Raw genomic sequence first — 25422 nt, 5'->3', positions numbered from 1 at the left:
GGCCCGCGCCGCCTGGGCTCGTCTCGTCCCGGCCCGCGCCGCCTGGGCCCGTCCCGCTTCGGGCCGCGCCGCTTGGGCCGGTCCAGCCCCCAGCCCGCCCGTCCGCTCGCGCCGGCGCGAGCGGACGGGCGCGGAGGTGGGGCGCGGAGGTGGGGCGCGGAGGTGGGGCGCGGAGGTGGGGCGCGGAGGTGGGGCGCGGAGGTGGGGCGCGGAGGTGGGGCGCGCAGGTGGGGCGCGGAGGTGGGGCGCGCAGGTGGGGCGCGCAGGTGGGGCGCAGGTGGGACGTGGAAGTGGGACGCGGAAGTGGGGGCGCCAAGATGGGGGTCGAAGTGAAGGGCGTGGTAGGGAAGGGCGCGGTACCGGGGGTGCGGAAGCGGCGAGGCGGATTCTAGGCCATAGTGGGCTGCATCTCCGACAAATCGGGTATTTCTGATCTACTGGCTTTGGTGGACCGGCCGAACGCCACCGTGACGGCGATCTTGGGCGGGGTAGATCGAGACATGTGGCTGTGCCGCTGTGAAGGGTGCGGGCGGAATACTGATCTCAGCGCACGGATGCCGGCGCCGAATCCTTTTGGACGAGGGTTTGACCACGGCGCCGGCATCCGGGCGTCACCCTACCCAGGCTCGTTGTCGTGGCGGCGCCATTGGAGCATGGCCGCCGTGGCGTCGTCGCGGAGCTCTCCATCCTCGTACGACACGATGGTCTGAATCAATCGGCGCATCGCCTCGGGTGCCGGACTGCCGTCGCGCAGCGCGCCCAGCATGAAATCGCCGAGCCGTTCGACGCCGAACAGCGCGCCCGACGCGTCCCTCGCCTCGGTGATGCCGTCGGTGTAGAAGACCAGCGCGTCGCCCGGCCGCAGCCGCTCTTCGATGACCTCCGGCGGCCGCGAGAGCATGTGGCCGAGGCCCAGCGGCAGCGTGTTCGGGGTCGGCAGCGCCGGCAGCATCCGCCCGTCGCGCAGGAAGATCTCGGCCGGGTGGCCGGCGCTGATCCGCCGGTACGTGCCGGTCGGCATGTCCAGCTCGGACAGCAGCGCCGTGACGAAGGCACCCGGATATTGCGCGTGGACCCACTTGTCGATCGAGCGGCAGGTGTCGATCAGGGAGAGCCCGGAGCGGCGGGCGTTGCGGTACGTGTTCAGCGTCAGCGTGGTGAGCGCGCTCGCGCTGATCCCGTGCCCCACCGTGTCGAACAGCGCCACGTGCAGCACGTCGCCGTTGGCCGCGTAGTCGAACGCGTCGCCGCCCACCTCGTAGCAGGGTTCGAGCACGGCCGTGACCATCGTGCCGTCCACCGCGAACGTCAGCGGCGGCAATTGGTTCCAGATGATCTCGGCCGGGAGTTGCATGGGCAGGCGCCGCCGGGTGTGCTCGACCGCGTCGCCGTAGAAGCGCCGGCTGGCGATCAGCTCGGCCACCAGCGCCGCGATCACCTCGAGGTCGTGCCGGGTGGAGGCGGCCGGATAGGCCTTGACCCGGAACTCCAGCACGCCGAGCCGTTCGGCGCCGTGCAGCAGGGGCAGCCACAGCTTGCCGCCGTCGTCGCTCTCCCGCCACTGCTGCTCGGCGGTGGTGAAGGCCCGCCCGGCCGGGGTGTCCTCGACCGTCTGGGTGGTCGTCGTGCCGGTGGTGGTGCCGCGCAGCGGGTGCAGCGCCACCTGCCCATAGTCGATCAACAGGACGCTGGCCGCCTCGGCGTCGAGCAGGGGCGCGGCCTCGGCCAGCACCGCCGGCAGGTCCTCGGCCCGCCCACGGTGCCGCAGATCCATGAGCCGGCGCACGGCCTCCATCGACGAGAGCATCGTCCACCATCTTCCATCGCCGCCGCCGATTGTTCGACCTCGGGTTCGAACAAAGCGCTGACCTGCGGTGACATTCCCAATGTTCGGGGCTTCGGACAGGCTGTTCCGCTCGCCGGGGCGGCTCGGCCAGCGTGGGTGGCACAGCACTTCCGCTGTCAGAACGGGGGAAACACCGATGTCCGGAGCAAGACCGAACTTCCAACTTCCTTTCCCGTACGGGGAGAAGTGGCTCGCGCAGACACGAGCCGACCACAAGCCGAACCCGAACAGCCTCGACCTGACCCGCCAGGGCGGCGACTCCAACGGCCGCCCCATCCTGGCCGCGGCGGCCGGCAAGGTCGTGCGGGCCCGCTACGAGGGTGGCGGCGGCAACTTCGTGCGCATCGACCACGGCAACGGCTGGCAGACCCGCTACCTGCACATGATCGAACAGCCGGCGGTCTCCGAGGGCCAGACGGTGACGCAGGGCCAGCGCATCGGCCGGGTCGGCAGCACCGGCGACAGCGGCGCCCCGCACCTGCACTTCGAGCAGATGTCGGACGGCGAGACGGTCCGCTCGGTGTTCAACGGCGAGCCGGTGCAGGTGCAGATCGGCCACAGCCAGGTGCTGACCAGCTACAACGGCGGCACCGGGCCGGTCTCGACGAGCGGGGTGGTGGCGGCCGACGTGACCGGCGACGGCCACGCCGACCTGCTGGCCCGTAAGCCGGACGGGTCGCTGTGGCTCTACACCAACTCGGGGACGGACGCGCCGTACGGCAGCGGCAAGGTGGTCGGCGCCGGCTGGCAGGGCTTCATGTGGTTCGCCGCGGGCCCGGTGACGGGCGGCAAGAGGGCCGACATTCTGGCCGTACGGCCGGACGGGGCCCTGCTGCTCTACCCGAACACCGGGGACGACAACCAGCCGTACGGCAGCGGAAAGGTCGTCGGCAGTTCCTGGCACCAGTTCAACCGGTTCATGGTCGGTGACGTGACCGGGGACGGGCGGGCCGACATCGTGGTCAGCCGCCCGGACGGCGAACTGCTCCTCTACGCCAACACCGGATCGGCCGACCAGCCGTACGCCGGCGCCGCCGTGATCGGCGAGGGCTTCACCATCATGGACCGGATCGTGGTCGCCGACATCACCGGTGACAAGCGGGCCGACCTGCTGACGACGAACCCGGCCGGCGGCCTGTTCCTCTACGCCAACAGCGGGTCGGACTCGGCGCCGTACAGCCTGCCGGCCACGATCGGCGACGGCTGGGGCGCGATCAACCGGATCACCGCGGGCGACGTCACCGGCGACGGGAACACCGATGTCGTGGCCACCCGCCCGGACGGAACGCTGCTGCTGTACAAGCACAGCGGCTCGGCCACGGCGCCGTACGGCGCCGGCAGCGTGATCGGCAACGGCTGGCAGGTGTTCGCCTAGCTCTGCACCCAGAACACCGAACCCGGCGGGCCTCCGAGCTCGCCGGGTTCGGCGTCGTCCGGCGTGATCCACATGCGCGGGCGGGTGGCCCGGCGCACCTCGAACTCCGCGGTGGCGCTGCGGCCGCCCTGCGTGGCGCGGACGCGGTAGTGGCCGGCCGGGCTGCCGGCGGGGATCAGCCAGGGGATGCCCGCCAGTTGCTGGAGCCGGATATGGCGGATTTCGGGAGCGGACGGGCTGGTGACGGTGACGGTGACCTTCGCCGGCTCCCGAAAGCCGTCGAGGCAGAAGACCGGCATATCGGGAATCTCCACCACGGGCGGGACGGTGATGTGGGGGCTTGGTGGACTGCTCCTCGCGACAATCCCCGCCGCCCGCCGAGGAAGAATTTGACCTGGTCGGCGACGCGGCGACCCGGCGCCGGAGGAGAGCACTTCCCATCGGACGCGGGACTCGGTGGTGAAGGGAACGTCTCATCGCGCGGTTTCCGTCTGGCGGATGCGTTCGTCCACGGTGCGGGTTTCGGTGGTGGCGCCCGTGGCCTCGTACACCTCTCGCAGGTTGCGAAGGAAGACCAGCTTGCGCTCGCGGAGGGCCGGGCGGTCGACGTCGATGCGATCCAGCAGGGCCAGGGCCTCCTCGTAGGCGCGCGCGGCCTCGGTGAGCTCGTGCGGGCGTACGGCGAACGGGCCGGTGGTGCTGCGGGTGGCGACGGCGGTGAGAGGAGCCGGGAGCGCCTGGCCGGCTCGGGCCTCCGCGGCCAGGCGCAACGACTGCCGGCCGGCCTCTGCGCTCAGCCGGCCGTCCTCGTGGAGGCGCAGGACCGTGGCGAACTCGCCGTCGGCCCTGGTGTCGCCCAGGCATTGGTAGGTGAGACCGAGCCCGAGGTGCGTCTTCATCCGCAGCAGGGTGGTGTCGCCGGCGGGCAGTGCGGCCCGGTAGAGGCCGAGCGCCTCGCGCAGCAGCGGGGCGCGCCGGCAGCCGGACTCGGCGCGGAGGGACTCGGCCAGGCCGATGGTCGCCCGCGCATGACCCGGCGCCACCTTCAGGGCGCGGCGGAAGGTGGTGGCGGCTTCCGCGTACCGGCCCTGACGCCCCTGGGTGTTCCCCAGCATCAGCAGGATCATCTCGGCGTGCGGCGCGGTGCCCAGCTCGCGGTCGGCGGCGCGGAACTCCTGTTCGGCGCGCGGGAAGTCGTCGAGCGCGTAGTGGCCCAGCCCGCGCACGAAGGCGACGACCGCCTTGACGTAGCGGACGGCGTCGTCGGCCAGGCGCCGTCCGGCCACGATGTTGCCGCGGACGAGGTCGGCCGGCTCGGTCAGCCGCAACTCGTGATGCCCGGCGAACTCCGGCGTCTCCGCGAAGACCCGCTCGGTGAGCAGCAGGTCGACGACCATGCCGTCGTCTCCGGCGCGTCCGCTGAGGACGACGTCGGCGCCGTGGGCCGCGGCCAGCCCACCGAGCCCCGGCGCCGGCGGCCGGGCGGCCACCTCCCGTACGCCGATGCCCGAATCCGCCGCCGCCCAGTCCCGAAGGTCACGCAGCACGGTCTGCTGGAGCCCGGGCACCCCTTCGAACGGCGCGACGAGAATGTTGTAGAGCCCGTTCATCGGCGCCGGTCCCCGCTCGCTGACCCCGGCGGCGGCCATGGTCGCCATCAGAACCACCACGCTCAGCAACGCCACCAGGGGCCGGAGCAGAGGCCGTGGCCGGCTCGTGGGGGCCGCGGCATCAGGCGGAACTGCGGCCGGTGCTTCGAGGCGCTCGGCGCGCTCGAGGATGTCGGCGTCTTCCCAGGCGCGGCGCCACCGGGGGAGCAGCCGCTCGACGTCCGCGGCGCGGCCGGTGTGGTGCAGGCAGGCGGTCACGTAGCCGCGGGTGGTCGGCCATGTCGGCAAGCGGCGGCCGGAAGCCGCCTCGGACAGGCTGTTGTAGCTGGTGTGTGCCAGCTTGCTCAGCTCGCGATATGTCGGCCGGCCGCATTCCTCCCGCAGGGCTCGCAAGCGGGCGGCGAAGTCTCGCCGGTGCGTGGGCTGGGCAGCATCCAGGGCGCCTTCGCGGCGCCCCCGTCGATTCTCGGCCACGTTCGCGCATCCCCCCGATCACGCGCGACCGTAGCCGGGCGGACGCCGGCGTCCTGTCGCCCATGCGGCGGTGTCCCTGATCCGACCGGGCGGACGGCGGTGAAAAGGCTGCCCGAAGTTACATTGACGTTTCTCTCTGTAATGGATAACCTTCCGAAACTCGGAGAGCGCTCTCACGGGAATTCCCCATCCCCAGGAGGCCCGTCCCATGACCCGTCCTCGTACCCGCAGACGCCTCGCCGGCCTGATCGTGGCCCTCACCGCGATCACCGCCGGCGGCCTGGCCGTGACCACGGCAAGCGCGTCGGCCGCACCGGTCGGCGCCGGCAGCTACCTCGAGACCCTCCCGGCCGGGCGCAGCCTGCCCACCGGCTGCGGCTCGATCTCCACCAACCCCCGGCAGTACGTCACCGGCAACGCGCCCGCCGGCCCCGTACCCACCAATGACTGGTGGTCTTCGCTGCTCTTCAAGCGTGTCGACTGCCAGTTCTCGACACCGTTGTTCGCCGGCCCCGCCGCCTACCAGCCCGGCGCCGGCGGCATGGGCCTGTCCTACCAGACCGACGCCGCGATCAGCGGCTCCGCCACCGGCACCGGCGAATACCACTACCCGTACGCGGAACACGTGCGCGTCGGCGTCGACGGCCTCACCGCCGCACAGGCTCTGGTCGACGACTGGAGCGATTGGACGGTCAGCACCCTGCTCAGCGGCGGCGGCCGTACCTTGAGGGCCACCATCGGCCGCGGCCTGCCCCTGTCGTACTACCAGGTGACCGGCGGCGACGCCGTCCTGACCATCACCGGGCCGCCCACCGCCTGGTCGAACAGCGGCAACCGGATCGGCTTCTCGATCGGCGGCCACGACTACGTCGCCTGGGCGCCGTCCGGCGCCACCTGGACGCTGAGCGGCACCACCATCCGCTCCAGCCTGGCCGGTCGCGGCTACCTCTCCGTCGCCGTCCTGCCGACCACCGGCGGCACCAGCACGGTCGACAAGATCGCCCTGGCCGACCGCTTCACCCCGTACGCGCACAACCACGTCACCGGCAGCCGCCTCTCGTACTCCTACAACCAAAGCAACGGCACGGTCTCTTCGACGTACGCCGTGACGACCACCGCCCGTGAGGGCAGCGGCACCGGCACCGTCATCGCGCTCTACCCGCACCAGTGGCGCTACCTCACCGGCTCCACACCACTCGGGCCGACCTACGTCTCGCCGCGCGGCGCCATGCGCATCGTCACCGGCACCCAGTTCAGCACCTCGATGTCGTACACCGGTGTGCTCCCGGAGATCCCCGCCGTCGCCGACTCCTCCGGAGCCGACCTCACCACGATCACGAACTACCTCACGGCCGAGCTGAACAATCCGGCCGACTTCCGCGGCGACGACACGTACTGGACGGGAAAAGGTCTTGGCCGTGCCGCCCGCATCGCGGAGATCGCCGACCAGCTGAGCCTGACCACCGTGCGTGACTCGGCGCTGAACGTCATCCGCACGCGGCTGACCGACTGGTTCACCGCCTCGGCCGGCAAGACCTCCCGCGTCTTCTACTACGACCGCAACTGGGGCACGCTGATCGGCTACCCGGCGTCCTACGGATCCGACCAGGAGCTCAACGACCACCACTTCCACTACGGCTACTTCGTGGCCGCCGCGGCCACCCTCGCCAAGTTCGATCCCACCTGGGCCTCGAGCGCGCGTTACGGCGGCATGGTCGACCTGCTCATCCGCGACGCCAACAACTACGACCGCTCCGACACGCGCTTCCCCTACCTGCGCGACTTCGACATCTACGAGGGCCACGACTGGGCGTCCGGGCACGGCTCGTTCGGCGCCGGCAACAACCAGGAGTCCTCGTCGGAGGGGCAGAACTTCGCCAACGCGCTGATCCAGTGGGGCCAGGCCACCGGCAACACCACGGTCCGCGACGCCGGCGTCTGGATCTACACGACCCAGGCCGCGGCGATCAACGAATATTGGTTCGACGTACGCAACGAGAACTTCCCGGCCAGCTGGGGCCACAACTACTCGGCGATCGTGTGGGGCTCGGGCGGCGCGTACGCGACCTGGTTCTCCGGCGAGCACGAGATGATCGTCGGCATCAACATGCTGCCGATCACGGGCGGCCAGTTCTACCTGGGCGACCATCCGGCCGCGGTCCGCGGCACGTACGCCGAAATGGTCCGCAACAACGGCGGCGAGCCCACGCTCTGGCGCGACATGCTCTGGCAGTACCTCGCCCTCGGCGACCCCGACGGCGCGCTCTCGCGGTTCCGGGCCGACCCGTCGTACACCCCGGAGGAAGGTGAGAGCAAAGCCCACACCTTCCATTGGATCCGCAACCTCGCCGCGCTCGGCCAGGTCGACACCACCGTCACCGCCAATCACCCGCTGGCCAAGGTCTTCGTCAAGAACGGGGCTCGGACGTACGTGGCCTCGAACATCACCAGCGCGGCACAGACCGTGACCTTCTCCGACGGCCGGACGTTGTCGTTGCCCGCCGGCCGCACGGTGGCCGGCGGCGCGGTCAACTGGTCGGGCGGCGGCGGTACCCCGTCAACCGGCTGCAACACTCTCGCTTCCCAGGGCCGGCCCGTCACCGTCTCGTCCAGCGAGTCGGCCGCGTACCCCGGCGGCAACGCGGTCGACGGCGACACCGGCACCCGCTGGTCGTCCGCCTTCGCCGACCCCCAGTGGATCCAGGTCGACCTGGGCTCCACCCGCACGCTGAACCGGGCCGAGCTGAACTGGGAGGCCGCGTACGCCCGCTCCTACCGCGTCGAGACCTCGGCCGACGGCACCACCTGGACGCCGGCCGTCACGGTGACCGGCACCGGGGCCGGCGGCCAGGTGACGCACGCGCTCAGCGGCACCGCCCGCTACGTGCGCGTCTACGGCACGGAGCGCGGAACCCCGTACGGCTACTCGCTGTGGGAGTTCCGCGTCTACGCCTGCTGATTGATCAGCCTTTTCGGTCAGCCGCGGCCGATCGCCGTCAGCAGAGCCTCGCCGGCCGCCTTCGCGGAGGCGGGGCTCTGCCCGGTGACCAGATTGCCGTCCACCACCACGTGCGACGCCCAGGCCGGCCCACCCTCGAACACGGCGCCGGCCTGGCGCAGCCGAGTCTCCAGCAGCCACGGCGCATGCTCGGCGAGCTGGGCCTGCCGCTCCTCGTCATCGATGAACGAGGTCATCCGCCGTCCCCGGAACAGCCAGCTGCCGTCGGGCGCTCCGGCGGGCAGGAACGCCGCCAGCCCATGGCACAGCGCCGCCACGGTCTTGCCCGGATCCGGCAGCATGGCCGCCAGCACCCGGGCGATGTCCGCGTTGACGGCCAGATCCTGCATGGGCCCGTGCCCACCCGGAATCAGCACGGCGTCGAAGCCGGCCGGATCGACGTCCTCCAGCCGCACCGGCTTCTCCAGCACACCGGCCAGGCTTTTCAGGTAGCCGCGCATCTCCTCGTGCTGCGTGCCGTCGGTCCAGGTCCATACGCGGGCCGACGACAACACGACGAGTACAGATGCCATTGCTTCCTCCACTTGGTTGCTGACTCGACCGTATGGAGTCCGCGGCCCACCGGTTATGCCGTCTGGAGATAACCGCCGGAGTACGCTCGCACCGTGGTTGACCTGCGACATCTCAGCACCTTCGTGGCCGTGGCCGAGGAGGGCAGCTTCTCCGGGGCGGCCACCCGCCTGCGCATGGCCCAGTCCGCGGTCTCCCGCACGATCCGCGACTTGGAACGTGACCTGGGCAAGCAGCTCTTCGACCGAAGCACCCACCACGTGGCCCTCACCCAGGCCGGCCACGCCACCCTCGATTCCGCCCGCACAGCCTTGGCCGCCGTCGACACCGTCCGCCTGACCGCCGGCGACGCCGGCGACTGCATCCGCTGCCCCCACGACGGCGCGAAGAAGCCCTGAGGCCAAAGTCCGCTTCATCTGCCCGGCGTGCGTCGACACGGTGCATCTGGCGACGAGCTCGGCGGCGATGTCGCGGGAGTTCCCGAGGACGATCGCCCGAGACACCCGCGGCTTGAAGATGGTGGCCGCTCCCCGCACCCGGTCGCGCGGGTACGGGGAACTCGTCGACTGACGGGCATGTCGATCCTTGGCAAGAGCCTCGCCGTGGCGGCCCCGTGATCGGCTGCGATCACGGCGCTGGCGAGGCTTTCGCGGCGACGGCCGCCGCCGTGACGCTTGCCGTGGCCGAGTCGCGGCATCGCGATCTACACCAGCGACCCCGTCCGGGCGGCGAGGCGTTCGAGCTGGGTCAGGTTGATCGCGCCGGCCATGGCGAGGAAGCCGGCGCGGTTGGGGTGCAGGTGGTCGCCGGGGCCGCCGACGCTGCTGTTGGTGTCGTACGCGGGCAGCAGGTGGCCGGGGTTGGCCGGGTCCTCGGTGACCGCCGAGAAGTCGGCGACGCCGTCGAATTGGCCGCTGGTGCGGATGAAGTCGTTGATGGCGCGGCGCTTGGCGTCGGTCTCGGGGGTGCCGTAGAGGCCGAACTCGGTGCCGGCGGAGGGGGTCAGCGTAGCGCCGACGATCTTGATGCCGCGGGCGTGGACCCGGCGGATGATCTCCCGGTAGCCGGCGATCACCTGCTCCGCGGTGGCGCCTCCGCCGCCCAGGTCGTTGATGCCCTCGAGCAGGATGACGACGCGTACGCCGGGGCGCTGGATCACGTCGCGGTCGAGCCGGTCGACCGCGGGCGGGCCGTCGCACGGGGTGCAGCCTCCGGGCGTACGGCCGATGCGGGTGACCATGTTGCCGCCGATGGCCTCGGTGACGACGTGCAGGTCGCTGCCGGACGCGGTGAGGCGGCGCTGGAGGACGTCGGGCCAGCGGTCGCTGCCGTTGATGGTGGAGAAGAAGCCGTCGGTGATGGAGTCGCCGAAGGCCACCACCGTGGCGGTGTCGCGGCGCTGGACCAGCACCTCGGAGAGGAAGAACCACGAGGTCGTCGTGTACGGGTAGGCCAGGTCGGCCACGTCGGGGGTGTGGTCGCCGGCGTTCGGGCCGGTCAGGTAGGACGTGGTGAACGAGGCCGCGTGCCACGTCATGGGCCCGCTCGCCCCGGACACGTGCAGGCTCACCGCGAGGCGCTGCGACTGCGCGTTCGTCACGCGTACGGAGACCGGGTCGCTCAGCACCGTGCGGCCGGCCGGGACGGTGACCGATCGCCGGCCCGAGAACGACAGCGGGCGGTTGGTGCCGGGCGCCAGGTTGGCGCCGCTGGACTGCAGGCCGGCGTACGCGTTGCGGAAGGTGACCGGCTTGGTGCCGTACTCGTTGGTCAGCCGGACCCGCCAGCTCGACCCCGCGGAGTTCGGCTGGACGATCATGCGCAGGGTCTGGTCCTGGGCCTGGTTGCCGGGCAGGACCGTGCTCAGGTCGGGCTGGCCGACCGTGTAGCCGTCGGGATAGGCGCCCTGGGCCGAGGCGGTCCACGCGCTGGCCGATGCCCGTGGTTCGTGCGCGGCGGCCGCCGCCGGCGTGAGCAGGACGAGGGCGATCGAGGCCATGGCGATTCTTCGCAGCATGTCACTCCCCATTCATCGATGGTCATCGCTATCATGCTCAGCCTTGCCCTGGCGATACAAGGCTTGCAAGACCATGGGTGTACGCCCGGGAGCGCGCCATCGTCGGGGCATGACCACAACGATCACCCACTGGATCGGCGGCGCCGCTGTTGCCGGCACCTCCGGCCGTACCATCAAGGTTGTCAATCCCGCGACCGGCGAAGCCGTCGCCGAGACCCCGGCCGGCACCGCGGCCGAGGTCGACCTGGCCGTCGCCGCCGCCCGGGCCGCCTTCCCCGCGTGGGCCGCGACCGCACCGGCCGAGCGAGCCGCCGTCGTCCGCCGCATCGCCGACGGCCTGAAGGGCCGCACCGAGGAGATCGCCGCGGCCATCACCTCGGAGATGGGCGCGCCGATCACCCTGTCCCGCACCGCCCAGGCGGCCTTCCCGGTGCTGGTCACCGAGTCGATGCTCGGCGTCGTGGACCACTTCCCCTGGACCGAGCAGGTCGGCGGCTCGCTGATCGTGCGCGAGCCGATCGGCGTGGTCGGCGCCATCACGCCGTGGAACTTCCCGCTCCAGCAGGTCGTGTCGAAGCTGACGCCGGCCCTGCTCGCCGGCAACACGATCGTCTTCAAGCCGTCGGAGAAGGCGCCGCTGACCGCCGCCATCCTGGCCGAGATCGCCGCCGGGGCCGGCCTGCCCGGCGGCGTGCTCAACGTCGTCTACGGCGACGGCCCGACAGTGGGTGAGGCCATGTCCGCCCACCCCGGCATCGACATGATCTCGTTCACCGGGTCGACGCGGGCCGGCCGCCGCATCGGCGAGGTGGCGGCGGCGACCGTCAAGCGGGTCGCCCTGGAGCTCGGCGGCAAGGGCGCCAACCTGATCCTCGACGGCGCCGACCTCGATCAGGCCGTGACCAAGGGCCTGGCCCTGAGCTTCACCAACGGCGGGCAGGTCTGCGGCGCCTGGCCGCGGATGCTCGTCCCGCGCCACCTCCAGGACGAGATCGTCGAGCGGGTGGTCAAGGCGGCCGCGGCGTACACGGTCGGCGATCCGCTCGACGAGGCCACGGTCATCGGGCCGATGGCCTCGGAGGAGCACCGGCGGAAGGTCGACGGCTACATCCGGCGCGGCATCGCCGACGGCGCCCGGCTGGTCTACGGCGGGCCCGGCAAGCCCGAGGGCTTCGAGGACGGCGCGTACGTGCGTCCCACCGTCTTCGCCGACGTCGATCCGGCCGGTGCCATCGCCCAGGAGGAGATCTTCGGGCCAGTGCTGACGATCATTCCGTACGCCGATGAGGACGAGGCCGTAGCCATCGCCAACGGCACGATGTACGGGCTGACGAGCGGCGTCTTCGGCGAGCGTGAGCACGCCCTGGCCGTGGCGAGGCGGCTGCGCGCCGGTCAGGTCGACGTCAACGACGGCCACTGGAACCCGCTCGCCCCGTTCGGCGGATACAAGCAGTCCGGCAACGGCCGCGAGTTCGGCCGGCCCGGCCTGGAGGAGTTCCTCGAGACCAAAGCCATTCAGATTTGAGTGGTACGGGGTTGTACCGCCGAGGAAACTGACGGCGCTACGGTCGGCCCATGAACGACGTCGGTACGCGGATCCGGGCGCGGCGCCTCACCAGGGGGTGGAGCGTCCGGTACGCGGCGAGCCGGGCCGGGATCTCACACGCCACGTGGAGCCGGATCGAGCGGGGCCTCCAGTCGGCCGACAACCGGATCACGCTCGGCGGCATCGCGGCCGCCCTCGAGTGCTCGCCGTCCGACCTGGTGGGCGCGCCGGTCTCGACCTCCGACCGGGAGCTTCTGGCGGCGCTGGCCGGGGCTCAGGCCGTACGGCGGGCCCTCATCGATGTTGATCTCAGCGAGCCCAGTGACGGTGCCGCGCCGCCGCTCGACCTGCTGGCCCGCACGGCCGACCTGGCCGAGACGCTGCTCCAGGCGTGCGACTACGCCGGGGTGACCCGGATCCTGCCCGGCCTGCTGCGCGACCTGCACGTCGAGACCGCGGGACCGCAAGCGGCGCGGGCGCTGGGGCTGCTCAGCACCGTCGCCTCCACCGCCTCGTCCGTGCTGCGGGAGCTCGAGCTGCCGGCCGACGCGTGGCTGGCCGCCGAACGCTGCCACGAGGCGGCGGAGGCGTGCGGCGATCCGGTGCTGAAGGGGTACGCGGCGTACACCCGGGCCAGCGCGGCCACGGTCGCCGGCTCGCATCAGCGGGGCCTCACCCTGGCCGAGAGGGCGGCCGGCGAGTTGCAGCGGCATCTGGCCCGGCCCGGCGCGGCCGAGGTGCTCGGCTGCCTGCAACTGGTGTGCGCGCTGGCCAGCCAGAGCGGGAAGCGGCTCGACGAGAGCCGCGCCTGGTCGGCCGAGGCGGCGGCGCTGGCTCAGCGCACGGGGGAGACGACCACGCTGGGCCTCTATTTCGGGCCGACGAACGTGGGCCTGTGGCGGATCAGCATCGAGGCGGAGGACGGCGACCCCGGGCACGCCCTGGAGATCGCCCGGCGGACCACGCCGGCCACCCTGCCGATCGGGCTGCGCCAGGTCTACTACTACGCGGACACGGCCCGCGCGCTGGCGGCGCTGGGCAACCGGGACCGCGAGGCGATCCGGCTGCTGCTGACGGCCGAGCGGATCGCCCCGCAGCACGTGCACCGCTCGGCTGAAGTGTTCCAGACCGTGCAGGAGCTGCTGGACCGCTCCCGCCGCCAGTCCGGAGGAGGCGAGCTGCGCGGCTTGAGCGCCCGCATGCAGGTCGCCTGATCTCGCGCTGTCCCCGTAGAGTCTGCGTGTGCGCGAGGATTTCAATCATGAGTTCGCCCGGGTGAGCGGCACCCTCGTCACCATGGCCAAGGCCGTCCGCGAGACGATGCGGCAGGCCGGGGCCGCGCTGCTCGCCGCCGACCCCACTCTGGCCCAGCAGGCGGTCGACCGCGGCGTCGAGATCGGCGTGCTGCACCGGGTCGCCGAGGACAGGGCGTACGACCTGGTCGCCACCAAGCACCCGGCCCCCGCCGAACTGCGCATGGTGCTGACCGCGGTGAACGTGGCGGCCGACCTCAAACGCATGGGCGAGCTGGCCGTGCACGTGGCCCGGTCCACGCTGCGCCGCAACCCGGCACCGGCGGTGGCGCCCGAGCTGGCCGAGCTGTTCCACGCGATGAACGCGGTCGCCGACGAGCTGGCCGGCAAGATCGTGGCCGCGCTGGCCGGGCACGACGCGGTGCTGGCGGCCCAGCTCGACGGCGACGACGACGAGATGGACCGCCTGCACACCCGGTTGTTCAGCGTGATGCTCAGCCCCGAGTGGCCGCTGGGCGTGGAGGCCGCCATCGACGGCGCGCTGCTCGGCCGCTACTACGAGCGGTTCGCCGACCGCGCCGTCAACGTCGGCCAGCACGTCATGGAGCTGGCGCCGGCGTGATGACGACCTTCAGGGCCGCATGGGCCGCGGCGTTGCCGAAGACCTCGTACGCCTCGTCAATCTGATCGAAGGTGAACGAGTGGGTGCCCATCTTCTCGGCCGGAATGCGCCCGCCGGCGACCATCTTCAGCAGGGTGGGGATCGAGACGGTGTCGACCAGCCCCATGGTCAGCCGCACATTCTTGATCCACATGTCCTGCATGGGCAGCTCGACCGGCACCCCGTGCACGCCGATGTTGGCGATGGTCCCGCCCGGCCGCACGAGTGAGGCCGCGGTCAGCAGCGTCTGGGGATAGCCGACGGCTTCGATGGCGACGTCGACCCCCTGCTCGCCGTCGGTGAGCGCGAGGACGTCGTCGACGGCACCCGGCCCGGCTTCGAAGGCGTCGGTGGCGCCGAATTCGAGCGCCTTCTCGAGCCGGAACTTGTTGGAGTCGATGGCGATGACCCGCGAAGCCCCCCACAGCCCGGTGGTGAGGATGGCGGCCAGCCCGACCGCGCCGGCACCGACGACGGCGACGGCGGCCCCGGGCCGCACCTCACCGGCCAGCACGCCGACCTCATACCCGGTGGGCAGGGCATCGGCCAGGAAGATCGCCTGCTGGTCGGTGACACCCTCCGGCACGGCGTAGAGCGACGTGTCGGCGTACGGCACCCGAACGAACTCGGCCTGGGTCCCGTCGATCAGATGCCCGAAGATCCACCCGATCCCACCCACGGTCTGGCAGTGCGACGGCATGCCACGCTGGCAGTACGAACACCGCCCGCACTTGGTGATCGCCGGAACCAGCACCCGGTCACCGGCAGCGAACCCTTTGACGGCTTCCCCGACCGCCGTGACAGTGCCGACGGCCTCGTGCCCGAGAATCCGCCCGTCGGTCACCGCGGCCACGTCCCCGTGCAGAATGTGCAGGTCGGTGCCGCAGATCGTGGTGGTGTCAACCCGCACGACGACATCGGTAGGCTCCTGAACCGCCGCGTCGGGAACATCCTCCCAGGCCTTACGCCCAGGTCCGTGATAGACGAGTGCCTTCATGCCGACGACGCTAGGGGCCGCGAAGGACCGCCCCCGTCGCATAATGCGACAGCCCCGCCGGCCCCCGCGCCAGCCCTCGCGGGCCCGCGCCGTTCGCCGAGGCCGCCGCCGACCGGGGCCGGGTGTTCGCCGCATCAGGTGACCCGGTAGCCGACGCCGGGGAGGGTGGCGATCGCGGGCGGTTCGCCGAGCTTGCGCCGCAGCCGGCCGACGGTCACGGTGACCGTGTTGGTGAACGGGTCGGCGTTCTCGTCCCACACCTGCTCCAGCAGGGCCTCGGCGCTGAGATAGCCGGGCGCCGCCCGCATCAGCGCCTCGAGAACGGCGAATTCCTTGACGGACAGACTCAGCCGTACGCCGGAGCGGGTCGCACTGCGGCGGATCGGATCAAGCTCGAGATCACCGGCCACGAGCGTCCGGGGGTGCGCCACCGGCCGGCGCCGAGCCAGCGACTGCACACGCAGCACAAGCTCGGGAAAGTGGAACGGCTTGGCCAGATAGTCGTCGGCGCCGAGCGTCAGCCCCCGAACCCGATCATCGGCCGACCCGGCCGCGGTCAGCATGAGCACCATGGCCCGCCCCTCCCGCCCGGTGATCATCTCGCACAGAGTGTCCCCACTGAGCCCAGGAAGATCACGGTCAAGGACCACGACGTCGTACGGGCTCAGATCCAGTTTCGCCGCCGCGGCCAGCCCATCGAGCGCCACGTCGACCGCCATCCCCTGATCACGCAGGCCTTCGGCCACCACCTCGGCCAGCGCCGCCGCGTCTTCCACCACCAGAACCCTCACCCCCTGTCCTCCACGTCATCCGTTTCCGCCAGCATGCAGGGGCCCAGGCGGATCTCCACGGTGAGGCCGCCCTCCGGCCGGGCCAGCGCGAGCAGGGCTCCATCGTGCGCCGCCGCCACCGCCGAGGCGATGGCCAGGCCGAGCCCGGTGCCCGAGCCCGTTCGCGCGGTGCCGAGGCGGCGGAACGGGCGGCCCAGCCTCCACACCTCGTCCGGGTCGAGCATCGGGCCGTCGTTCTCGACCCTCAGCCGGCCGGGGGAGAGGATCACCTGGCACCGGCCACCGGGTTCGCCGTGGCGTAGGGCGTTGTCGACCACGTTGGACACCATGCGGGTCAGCAGCACCGGGTTGCCCACGATCACGAAGTCGTCACCGGCCACCGGTATCCCGGGCGGGATCAACGACCGCACCGACAGCGGCGCACGCCCGTCGATCGCGCCGTGCTGCGCGCGGGCCAATATGAGAAGGCCCTCCAGCAGCCGTTCGAGCTGGTCGAGCTCGGCCCGGACCCGGTCCGTCAGCCGGGTGACCTCGGCCGGTGCCGCCGGCTTGGCCTCGGCCACGTCGATCGCCGCCCGCATCGTGGCCAGCGGCGTCCGCAGCTCGTGCGAGGCGTCGGCCACGAACCGTCGCTGCGCCGAGAACGACGCCTCGAGCCGGGTGAGCAGATCGTCGATGGTGTCGGCCAGCGCCTTCACGTCGTCGTTCGGCCCGCGGACGTCCAGCCGTGAGTGCAGGTTGTCGGCGGTGATCCGGCGTGTGGCCACGGTGATCTTCCTCAGCGGCCGCAGCACCGTGCTCGCTGCCGCCCGCCCCAGCAACAGCGCCAACAGGAGCATGACGGTCATCGCGATCAACGCCCCGAACAGCAGGCGCCGGTTCTGCGCCTCGGCCGCGATCTCCATCTGCTCGGCCACCATCGGGCCCAGGGGATGGCCGGCGGGCTGGCTCGACCCGACGCTGATCGCCGCCGTGATCGCCAGCAGCGCAGCGCCCGAGATCGCGAACAACGCGACGTACAGCAATGTGAACCGCAGCCGAACTCCCATCCGCAAAGCATGCCCGGCCCGGCCTAACAGCGGTATGACAACGTTCGTCGCGCCCCGGTTAGGCCCGGCTCCGTACAACTCTCGGCATGGCAACCATCGAAGTGAACGGGCTGCGCAAGCGGTACGGAGCGGCGGTCGCCCTGGACGGGATGACCTTCACCGTGCGGCCGGGGCACGTGACCGGTTTCGTCGGCCCGAACGGCGCCGGCAAGTCGACCACGCTGCGCACGATAATAGGCCTGGACCGGCCGGACGCCGGGACTGCCATCATCGGCGGCCGCCGGTACGCCGAGCTCGCCCACCCCATGCGCCATTGCGGAGCCCTGCTCGACCCCCACGCCCTGCATCCCGCGCGAAGCGGCCGCAACCATCTGCTCTGGCTGGCCGCCTCGCAGGGGCTGCCCGCCCGCCGCGCCGACGAGGTCCTCGGCCTGACCGGCCTGGCCGACGCCGGCCGCCGCGCCGCCGGCGGCTATTCACTGGGCATGCGGCAACGGCTGGGCGTGGCCGCGGCGCTGCTCGGTGACCCGCCGGTGCTGCTGCTGGACGAGCCGTTCAACGGCCTCGACCCGGCCGGCATCGTGTGGATGCGCGGCCTGCTGCGCGACCTGGCCGCCGAGGGCCGCTCGGTGCTGGTCTCCAGCCACCTGATGAGCGAGCTGCAGGACATGGCCGGCCACGTGGTGGTGGCCGGCCACGGCCGGGTGATCGCCGACGCCGGTGTGGACGACCTGATCGGCGAATACGCGTCGCTCGAGGCGGCCTATCTGGAGCTCACCGCCGGCGTGGGAGGCATCCGATGATCCTGCGCGCCGAGTGGCTGAAGCTTTGCACCGTCCGCGGCTGGATGGCGGGTCTCGCGGCGGTCCCGCTGATCATGGTGGCGCTCGGTGTCCTGTTCGCCTCCGGATCGACGATGTCCTGCATGGACGGCACGCGCGAGGTCGACTGCCCCGCGCCACCGGCCGACTCGTCCGGGCGGTCGGTGCAGGACAGGCTCACCTTCGTCAACCGGGAGCTCGACGGCGACGGCTCGATCACCGCGAAGGTGGGCGGCCTGGACGGGACGATCACCTACCCGCCGCCGAACCACGACGAGATCGTGCGCGGCGTGGTCCCGTGGGCCAAGGCCGGCCTCATGATCAAAGATGGCACGGGGCCCGGCGCTGACTACGCGGCGGTGATGCTCACCGGCACTCACGGCGTGCGCATGCAGTCCGCTTTCACCCGCGACAAGGCCGGCCCGCCGCTGAGGGAGGCCTGGCTGCGTCTCACCCGGCACGGCGACGAGATCACCGGCTACGTCTCGGACAACGGCGCCGACTATCAAAAGATTGATTCCGTACGCCTTGACGGCCTGCCCGCCACAGCCCGCATCGGCTTGTTCGTCACCTCACCGAGCGGCTACACGGTCGACGAGCGCGCCGAGGGCGGCCACGCCGTGTCGGCCCGCTGGACCCAGGCGACCGCCGAGTTCAGCCGGATCAGCCCGGGCGGCGCGTGGACCGACTCGCTGGTCGGCTACAGCGACTACCGCACCACGTGGGAGCAGACCCACCCGCCCGGCTACACCGAGTCCGGCGGCGTGATCACCGTGGCCGGCTCGGGCGAGATCGGGCCGGACAGCGAGAACGGCCTGGCGATCGAGCGAACGCTGACGGGGGCGTTCGCCGCGCTGCTCCCGCTTCTCGTGGTGGCGGCACTGTGCGGCTCGGCCGAGTTCCGGCACGGCATGATCCGAACGACGCTGGCCGCGATACCGCGTCCGCTGCGGCTGTCGGCGGCCAAGGCGGCCGTGATCGGCGCGGCGGCCCTGGTGACAGGCCTGGTGGCGGTCGCGGTGACGATGCCGGTGACCGTGGGAATGCTGCGCTCCCACGCCGTGGTCGTGCTGGCCGCGCCGTGGCCGACCGTCCTGCGCGTGGCGATCGGCACGGCCGTGCTGCTGTCGTTGGCGGCGCTGTTCGCATACGGCCTCGCATCGCTCCTGCGCCGAGCCGTGCCCGCCATCGTCATCACAACCGTGCTCGTCCTCGCCCCTCCGATCCTGGCCGCAACGTCGGTCCTGCCCGCCACCGCCGGCGTGTGGCTGCTGCGGCTGACCCCGGGCGCCGCGTTCGCAATCCAGCAGAGCCTCCCGTCCTACCCACAGGCTTCCCGCCCACAGACAGTCCTGGACGGCTACTACCCCCTGTCCCCATGGGCAGGCTTGGGCGTGCTGGCGCTCTACGCTTTGGCCGCCCTCACCGCAGCCACGTGGCGACTCCACCGAGACATGACCCCCTCCTCGCAGCCCGCCGCCTCCTCAGAGCGCGGCGCCACCTCCGAGCGCGGCGCCTCCTCCGAGCGCGGCAACCCCTCCGAGCGGGCCGCTTCGTCGGAAGGCGGCGTGAGACCACGCGGCTCCCTTCGCCAGGACTCGGCGTGAAAGCCGGGAGCAATGGCGCTAGGGCCGCGTGGGTCGCTTCGCGAGGGAGCGGCGTGACTTCCGAGCGTCGCGGTGTGAGGGGAGCGTGGGCTGCTGAGGTTGGGAAGCTTCGTACGGGAGGTCTCGGTCTCGCCGTGCCGCTTGGTTTCGCGCTGCTGCTCACCGCCGGTGGTGTGATGCTCGGGCGTGGTGGGATCGATGCGGTGCAGTTGCGGCTGCTGGGTGTCCGTCTCGGGCAGGCGGCCGTGGCCGCGGCCGGGGTGCAAATTCTGGCGGGTGAGTATGGCACCGGTCTGATTCGGGCCACTCTGATCGTTGTTCCGCGACGCTGGTCCGTGCTTGTCGCCAAGGCCGGGCTGCTCACCGCTGGGGTGGTGCCCGTCGCGGTCGTCGGCGTCGGCGTCGCGGTGATCGGGCTGCCGCTGAGCGACGCCCTGCTGCGGGCGGCCGGCGAGTCGGTGCTGCATCTGATCCTTGTCGGGCTGCTCGGGCTCGGGGTGGCCGCTGCCGTGCGCAGTTCCGCGGCGGCGATGGGCATTGTTCTGGGGCTGCTTTATCTGGCGCCGATGTTGTTGTGGATGCTGCCCGATCCGGACTGGGGGCGGTTCCTCTACCGCCTGACCCCGGCCACCGCGGTGCAAGCCCTGACCACCACCGTCGACGATGCCGGGCTGCCGCTGGGGCCGTGGGCCGCTCTCGGCGTCGTGGCCGCGTGGACGGTGGGCGCGCTCGGCATGGGCGCCGTGCTCTTCCAACGGCGGAACGCGTAAGAAGATCGGTGTTCGCCGATGGCCGTTCGGCGGATGGGTGGTGCACGGTGGCGGCCTAGCGTGACGAAATGGCCCGCAGATTCGCGCTCGTCGCCGTCGCCGTGCTCGCCCTGCTCGCATATGGGGCGCCCGCCGGCGCGCACACAGGATTCCGGCCCGGCACGGCCGGCATCGGTGATCCGTACTTCCCGCTCTCCGGCAACGGTGGCTACGACGTCAAGCACTACGGGCTCGACCTGCGCTACACCCCGGCCGACGACCGGCTGTCCGGTGTCGCGGTGATCACGGCACGGGCCACTCAGGACCTGTCGAGATTCAACTTCGACTTCCATGGTCTTTCCGTACGGTCGGTGACCGTCGACGACCGTATGGCGCGATGGACGCGCAGCGGCGACGAACTCACCGTCACGCCCGCGCGCGGCCTGCGCTCCGGAACGACTTTCATCGTGGTCGCCCGCTACGACGGCGTGCCCGGGCTCGTCACCAATGAGAGCCTCGGCGACGGCGGCGTCTTCCACACCGACGACGGCATGGTCATCGTCGGCCAGCCGTTCGCCGCGTCGACCTGGTTCCCGGTCAACGACCACCCCCGCGACAAGGCCGCCTACACCGTGCGGGTGACCGTGCCCAAGGGCCTCGAAGCGGTGTCCAACGGCCAGCTGATCAGCCACACCACCCAAGGCCCCTGGACCACCTGGCTGTGGGACGAGCGCGCCCCCATGGCGTCCTATCTGGCCACCGCCACCGTCGGCGAGTTCCGCACCACCTCGTACACCAAGAATGGCTTGAAGTTCTTCGACGCCATCGACCCGGACCTGTTCGTCCGGCCGCCCGCGCGCACCGGCACCCACCTGGCCATCAGCGGGGTGGGCGAACCCTCGTACAAACGCCTCACCCGCACCATCGCCGTGCCCGCGACCGGCGGCCGGATGACCTTCTGGGTCAGCCGCGAAACCGAATCCGACTGGGACTACTTCTTCGTCGAAGCCCGCACCGCCGGCGCCGGCGACTGGACCACCCTGCCCGACGCCAACGGCCACACCAGCACCGACACCGGCAACCTGTGCGACTACGCGCCCGACGTGCACCCGTTCCTCGTGCGCTATCTGAACTGCTCCTCGACCGGCACCGCCTCCTGGAACGCGGCCACCGGCGTCAGCGACGGCTACGAGCAGTGGTCCATCGACCTGTCCAAGTACGCCGGCAAGAGCGTCGAGCTTTCCCTGTCGTACGAGAACGACCCGTCGTATTCCCCGCCCGGCGTCTTCGTCGACGACATCGCCGTCTCCACCGGCCAGGGCACCACCTCCTTCGAACCCGACGGCAACCAGCTCGACGGCTGGACCCCGACCGGCCCGCCGCCCGGCAGCGAACCCAACCCGAGCCCGTGGACGGTCGGCACCGTGGCCGACGAACCCACCACCACCGGAGAACTGGCCGCGCGCTCCCTGGCCCGTGAACCCGAGATCATCCGATTCGAGTCCGGCCTCTTCGGCCCGTACCCGTTCAACGCCGCCGGAGGCATCGTCGACGACGTGGCCGGCCTCGGCTTCGCCCTGGAGAACCAGACCCGCCCCATCTACGCCCGTGAGTTCTTCACCGACCCTGAGCAGGGCGACAGCGTCGTCGTCCACGAGCTGGCCCACCAGTGGTACGGCGACAGCCTGGCCCTCACGAACTGGCGCGACATCTGGCTGAACGAAGGCTTCGCCACGTACGCCGAGTGGCTGTGGAGCGAACACGAAGGCCGCGACACCGTCCAGGAGATCTTCGATGGTACGTACAGCGGCATCCCCGCCGGCGACCCGTTCTGGACCCTGCGCATAGGCGACCCCGGCCCCGACAACCTGTTCGACGGCGCCGTCTACGACCGGGGCGCCATGACTTTGCACGCCCTGCGCCAGCGCATAGGCGACCCCACGTTCTTCCGCCTGCTGAAACAGTGGGCCACCACGAACGCCGGCGGCAACGTGACAACACCCCAGTTCATAGCCTTGGCCGAACGACTCTCCGGCCGGCAACTGGACGACCTGTTCACCGCCTGGCTCTACACCCCGTCCAAGCCCGCGGCGGCGGTGACGGCAGTCTCTTCCGTCACCCTTGACTTCAAGCGCTAGAGGGTACGCAGACTCGGACGGCATGAGCATTGTTCTTGTCACCGGAGCGACGGGTCACCTTGGTGGTCACTCCGTCGCCCGGCTGATCACCGAGGGATACGAGGTGCGGGTGGCCGTGCGCCGCCCGGACCAGGAGCACGAGGTCCGCGAGCGGGTCCGCCGGGCCGGCGTCGAGGCGGGCGACCGGGCCCGGTTCGTCGCGGCCGAGCTGACCTCCGACGACAACTGGGACAAGGCCACGGCGGGCGCCCGGTATGTGTGGCATCACGCCTCGCCGTTCCCGTTCACCCCGCCGGCCTCGGACGACGAGCTGATCGTGCCCGCCCGCGACGGAGCGATCCGCGTGCTCGCGGCGGCCCGGGCGGCCGGAGTCGAGCGGGTGGTGATGACATCGTCGTACGCGGCGGTGGGCTACACGGTGAAACCCGGCGGCCACTACGACGAGTCCGACTGGACCGACCCGGACGGCGACATCCCCGCGTACATCCGCTCCAAGACCCTGGCCGAACGCGCGGCGTGGGACTACGCCCGCGCCCAGGACGACCTCGAGCTGACCGTGGTCAACCCGACCGGCATCTTCGGGCCCCTGCTCGGCGCCAAGATGTCGGCGTCGACGGGCCTGGTGAAGGCGTTCCTCGAGGGCGCCATGCCGGTGGTGCCGAGGATGTACTTCGGGGTGGTGGACGTGCGCGACGTCGTCGACCTGCACCTGCGGGCGATGCGGCATCCGGGCGCCGCCGGCGAGCGGTTCATCGGGGTCGGCGGCCCGGCCATCAGCTTCTTCGAGATGGGCCGGACGCTGGCCCGTCACCTGCCGGCCTTCGCGGACCGGGTGCCGTCGGCCGAGCTGACCGACGAGCAGGTACGCGAGGCGGCCCGCACCGACCCCGCCCTGCGCGAGGCGGCCGGGCTGCGTGGCCAGATCCCGCTCATCAGCAATGACAAGGCCCGGCGCATGCTCGGCTGGCGTCCCCGCGACGTGGCCACCACGATCACGGACACCGCGGACAGCCTGCTGAGCCTGGGCGTCGTCAGAAGCGCCGGAGGATCTCCTCCACCCGCTTGACGGTCTCGGCCTCGGCCCGGCGATCACCCTGGTCGCGGGCGTCCCACATCCGAGCTTTGAGCACGAGGTATTCCTGCCGGACCCGCAGCCGCTCGATCTCGGCGGCGAGGTGGGCGGCGTGCTCGTCGAACAACTCCCGCAGCTCGCCGGCCGCGCCGTCACCCTTGTCCACCAGCTCGACGTAACGCCGCATCCCGTCGACGGTCACCCCCGACGACCGCAGGCAGGCCAGCGCCTCGACCCGGGCCACCACGGTCTCGTCGTACCGGCGGTGCCCGCTGGACGCGTCCCGCTCGACGACCCCCAGCAGGCCGATCTTCTCGTAATAGCGCAGCGTCGGCTCACTGAAGCCCGATCGCCGAGCCATCTCCTGAATGGTCAACGGCACCCGTCCAAGTTAGCCGCGCCCAGCAGGTTCGCCGAGTCGCAGGCCCAGGTCAGTCACGCTTGGAGCGGCTGGGCCTGTCGCCGCGCGGGGCGGGCCGGGCAGCCATGGTCGGTGGGGCTCGGACAGCCGTTGTCGGCGGGCGGCTCGGAGGGGTGGCCCGGGTCGGCCGTGGTCGACGGGGCCGGTGGAGGGCGGGCTTGGTCAGGGTCGGTCGGTCAGGCCGGCGAGGCGCAGGGCGAGGTTCGAGCGGAAGGCCGGCACCAAGGACAGGGCCGACAGGGCGGCGTTGCGCAAGGGACGAGCCGGGGCCGGAACGGTGGCCAGACGGGTCAGGCGGGACGCGAAGCGGACCACCTCCAGGGCGGCGGGGCGGCGGGCGGCGGCGTAAGCGTCGAGGGCGGCGTCCGAGCCGTCGGCCAGGGCGTCGGCCAAGGCCAGGGCATCGCGGAGGCCGAGGTTCATGCCCTGACCGCCGGCCGGGCTGTGCACGTGGCCGGCGTCGCCGGCGAGCAGGACCGGGCCGGCGCGGAATGTGTCGGCCACGCGGTGGTGAACGCGGAAGCGGGAGCCCCACACCACCTCGGCGACCTGGGCCGGCTCGCGGGCGGGGCCACGGCTGGAGAGGAGCTTTTGGACGTACGCAATGTCCGGCTGTTCCGGGGCGTCGTCGACGGCGGCCACGATGCGGACCGTCCCGTCGGGCAGCGGCGCCCAGACCAGCATGCCGGCGCGGGAGAAGTAGAGGACCACCTCGTCGCGGGCCGGCCCACCGTCGACCTTGATGTCGGCCAGCGTGAAGGACTCACCGTCCGTTGCGGCGCGGCCCGAGGCGTCCGTTGCGGCGCGGCCCGAGGCGTCCGTTGCGGCGCGGCCCGAGGCGTCCGTGGCCGTGCGGCCCGAGGCGGAGGCGTCCGTGGCGGTGCGGCTCGAGGTGGAGCCGGACGTGGCGGCGGGGCCGAAGCCGATGCCGGCCAAGCGGCGGATGGTGCTGTTCATGCCGTCGGCGGCCACCACCCGGTGGGCCCTGATCTGGTCGCCGGTGGCGAAGGTGGCCGTGGCGCCGTCCAGGCCCACCACCTCCTGGCCTCGCAGGACTGTGCCGCCGGCGGCGGTCAGGCGGTCGTTGAGCACGGCCTCGGTGGTCGACTGCGGGACCATCAAAGCGTACGGATATGGGGTCGGCAGGCCGTCGAAGGCCACCGGCACCAGCACCCGGTCTCGGTCGCGGATGGTGAATCGCGGCGCCGGAATGCCGGCCGCGACCAGTGGGGCGGCCGCGCCGATGCGGTCCAGGGCCTCCAAGGTGCGGGCGTGCACGACGGCGGCCCGGCTGGTGTGGGCGGCACCGGCCGCCCGGTCGACGACGGTCACGTCGATGCCCCTCTGGGCGAGTGCGGTCGCGGTGGCCAGCCCGACGGGGCCGGCGCCGACGACTAGAATGCCAACATCTGTTTGCCAACGCATGTTGGCAAAGATAAGCCCGGGCGGATGGCGGAGTCAACAGG

The 25422-nt window shown here is 71.6% G+C and carries 21 protein-coding genes; 11 read left to right on the top strand and 10 right to left on the bottom strand.

Annotated features, from left to right (window positions below):
• Positions 1-616 precede the first annotated feature (616 nt).
• The gene (locus CRP55_RS14800; protein ID WP_097320471.1) at positions 617-1807 is read right to left on the bottom strand and encodes a PP2C family protein-serine/threonine phosphatase; all 1191 of its coding nucleotides are present in this window, start codon (positions 1805-1807) and stop codon (positions 617-619) included.
• A 175-nt stretch (positions 1808-1982) separates the two neighbouring features.
• On the opposite strand from CRP55_RS14800, the gene CRP55_RS14795 reads away from it, so the two are divergent.
• Positions 1983-3221, top strand: a complete 1239-nt coding sequence (locus CRP55_RS14795) for a peptidoglycan DD-metalloendopeptidase family protein (RefSeq protein WP_179855170.1) — start codon at positions 1983-1985, stop codon at positions 3219-3221.
• On the opposite strand, the gene CRP55_RS14790 is transcribed toward CRP55_RS14795, so the two are convergent.
• Together CRP55_RS14790 and CRP55_RS14785 are read right to left on the bottom strand one after the other, a co-directional pair.
• Positions 3218-3538: a hypothetical protein gene (locus tag CRP55_RS14790; protein ID WP_143234616.1), complete on the bottom strand. Its 321-nt coding sequence runs from the start codon at positions 3536-3538 to the stop codon at positions 3218-3220. The two genes, CRP55_RS14795 and CRP55_RS14790, sit on opposite strands and share 4 nt — an antisense overlap.
• A 156-nt stretch (positions 3539-3694) precedes the next feature.
• Positions 3695-5305, bottom strand: coding sequence for a tetratricopeptide repeat protein (locus CRP55_RS14785; protein ID WP_143234615.1), 1611 nt, complete (start codon positions 5303-5305; stop codon positions 3695-3697).
• 208 nt (positions 5306-5513) lie between these two features.
• Between CRP55_RS14785 and CRP55_RS14780 the strand changes: the two genes are divergently transcribed.
• Positions 5514-8264 carry a glycosyl hydrolase gene (locus CRP55_RS14780; protein WP_101536191.1) on the top strand — a complete coding sequence of 917 codons (2751 nt, stop codon included), beginning with the start codon at positions 5514-5516 and terminating at the stop codon, positions 8262-8264.
• A 17-nt stretch (positions 8265-8281) separates the two neighbouring features.
• On the opposite strand, the gene CRP55_RS14770 is transcribed toward CRP55_RS14780, so the two are convergent.
• Positions 8282-8836, bottom strand: coding sequence for a type 1 glutamine amidotransferase domain-containing protein (locus CRP55_RS14770; RefSeq protein WP_097320467.1), 555 nt, complete (start codon positions 8834-8836; stop codon positions 8282-8284).
• Between the two features lie 93 nt (positions 8837-8929).
• On the opposite strand from CRP55_RS14770, the gene CRP55_RS14765 reads away from it, so the two are divergent.
• A complete protein-coding gene (locus tag CRP55_RS14765) occupies positions 8930-9232 on the top strand; it encodes a LysR family transcriptional regulator (RefSeq protein WP_097320466.1) in 303 nt (100 codons plus the stop codon).
• Positions 9233-9537: 305 nt separating this feature from the next.
• Here CRP55_RS14765 and CRP55_RS14760 read toward each other — a convergent pair whose 3' ends face one another.
• Positions 9538-10851: an SGNH/GDSL hydrolase family protein gene (locus CRP55_RS14760; protein ID WP_179855169.1), complete on the bottom strand. Its 1314-nt coding sequence runs from the start codon at positions 10849-10851 to the stop codon at positions 9538-9540.
• A gap of 109 nt (positions 10852-10960) precedes the next feature.
• Between CRP55_RS14760 and CRP55_RS14755 the strand changes: the two genes are divergently transcribed.
• From CRP55_RS14755 to CRP55_RS14745, 3 genes are read left to right on the top strand one after another with little or no spacing between them, the layout of a single operon-like run.
• The gene (locus tag CRP55_RS14755) at positions 10961-12376 is read left to right on the top strand and encodes an aldehyde dehydrogenase family protein (RefSeq protein ID WP_097320464.1); all 1416 of its coding nucleotides are present in this window, start codon (positions 10961-10963) and stop codon (positions 12374-12376) included.
• Between the two features lie 50 nt (positions 12377-12426).
• Positions 12427-13611 carry a helix-turn-helix domain-containing protein gene (locus tag CRP55_RS14750; protein ID WP_097320463.1) on the top strand — a complete coding sequence of 395 codons (1185 nt, stop codon included), beginning with the start codon at positions 12427-12429 and terminating at the stop codon, positions 13609-13611.
• 28 nt (positions 13612-13639) lie between these two features.
• The gene (locus tag CRP55_RS14745; RefSeq protein WP_097320462.1) at positions 13640-14272 is read left to right on the top strand and encodes a phosphate signaling complex PhoU family protein; all 633 of its coding nucleotides are present in this window, start codon (positions 13640-13642) and stop codon (positions 14270-14272) included.
• Here CRP55_RS14745 and CRP55_RS14740 read toward each other — a convergent pair.
• From CRP55_RS14740 to CRP55_RS14730, 3 genes are all read right to left on the bottom strand, one after another.
• Complete coding sequence (locus CRP55_RS14740; protein WP_097320461.1) at positions 14250-15308, bottom strand: alcohol dehydrogenase catalytic domain-containing protein; 1059 nt, start codon at positions 15306-15308, stop codon at positions 14250-14252. The two genes, CRP55_RS14745 and CRP55_RS14740, sit on opposite strands and share 23 nt — an antisense overlap.
• A 134-nt stretch (positions 15309-15442) precedes the next feature.
• The gene (locus CRP55_RS14735; protein WP_097320460.1) at positions 15443-16099 is read right to left on the bottom strand and encodes a response regulator transcription factor; all 657 of its coding nucleotides are present in this window, start codon (positions 16097-16099) and stop codon (positions 15443-15445) included.
• On the bottom strand, positions 16096-17148 hold the full coding sequence (locus CRP55_RS14730) for a sensor histidine kinase (RefSeq protein WP_097320459.1): 1053 nt from the start codon (positions 17146-17148) through the stop codon (positions 16096-16098). The genes CRP55_RS14735 and CRP55_RS14730 overlap by 4 nt, the downstream gene beginning before the upstream one ends.
• An 86-nt stretch (positions 17149-17234) precedes the next feature.
• Here CRP55_RS14730 and CRP55_RS14725 point away from each other — a divergent pair, with 86 nt between their 5' ends.
• The 5 genes from CRP55_RS14725 (at position 17235) to CRP55_RS14705 (ending at position 23529) form a co-directional block, all read left to right on the top strand.
• Positions 17235-17951: an ABC transporter ATP-binding protein gene (locus CRP55_RS14725; RefSeq protein WP_097320458.1), complete on the top strand. Its 717-nt coding sequence runs from the start codon at positions 17235-17237 to the stop codon at positions 17949-17951.
• On the top strand, positions 17948-19576 hold the full coding sequence (locus CRP55_RS51470) for a DUF1349 domain-containing protein (RefSeq protein WP_101536190.1): 1629 nt from the start codon (positions 17948-17950) through the stop codon (positions 19574-19576). Before CRP55_RS14725 ends, CRP55_RS51470 begins: the two co-directional genes overlap by 4 nt.
• 134 nt (positions 19577-19710) lie before the next feature.
• Complete coding sequence (locus CRP55_RS51465; RefSeq protein WP_101536189.1) at positions 19711-20346, top strand: ABC transporter permease subunit; 636 nt, start codon at positions 19711-19713, stop codon at positions 20344-20346.
• A gap of 68 nt (positions 20347-20414) precedes the next feature.
• Complete coding sequence (locus tag CRP55_RS54560; RefSeq protein ID WP_245922997.1) at positions 20415-22463, top strand: M1 family metallopeptidase; 2049 nt, start codon at positions 20415-20417, stop codon at positions 22461-22463.
• A 22-nt stretch (positions 22464-22485) separates the two neighbouring features.
• Positions 22486-23529 (top strand): NAD-dependent epimerase/dehydratase family protein, encoded by a 1044-nt coding sequence (locus tag CRP55_RS14705; protein ID WP_097320456.1) that lies wholly within the window; start codon positions 22486-22488, stop codon positions 23527-23529.
• Here CRP55_RS14705 and CRP55_RS14700 read toward each other — a convergent pair.
• Positions 23495-23896 carry a MerR family transcriptional regulator gene (locus CRP55_RS14700; RefSeq protein WP_097320455.1) on the bottom strand — a complete coding sequence of 134 codons (402 nt, stop codon included), beginning with the start codon at positions 23894-23896 and terminating at the stop codon, positions 23495-23497. The two genes, CRP55_RS14705 and CRP55_RS14700, sit on opposite strands and share 35 nt — an antisense overlap.
• A gap of 222 nt (positions 23897-24118) precedes the next feature.
• Entirely contained in the window at positions 24119-25381 is a 1263-nt protein-coding gene (locus tag CRP55_RS14695) for an FAD-dependent oxidoreductase (RefSeq protein WP_097320454.1), read from the bottom strand.
• Positions 25382-25422 lie beyond the last annotated feature (41 nt).

Origin of the sequence: Paractinoplanes atraurantiacus (assembly GCF_900215205.1) — a bacterium.
In the GTDB taxonomy this organism is placed as follows: domain Bacteria; phylum Actinomycetota; class Actinomycetes; order Mycobacteriales; family Micromonosporaceae; genus Actinoplanes; species Actinoplanes atraurantiacus.
This window is presented reverse-complemented; position numbering and strand designations above follow the sequence as displayed.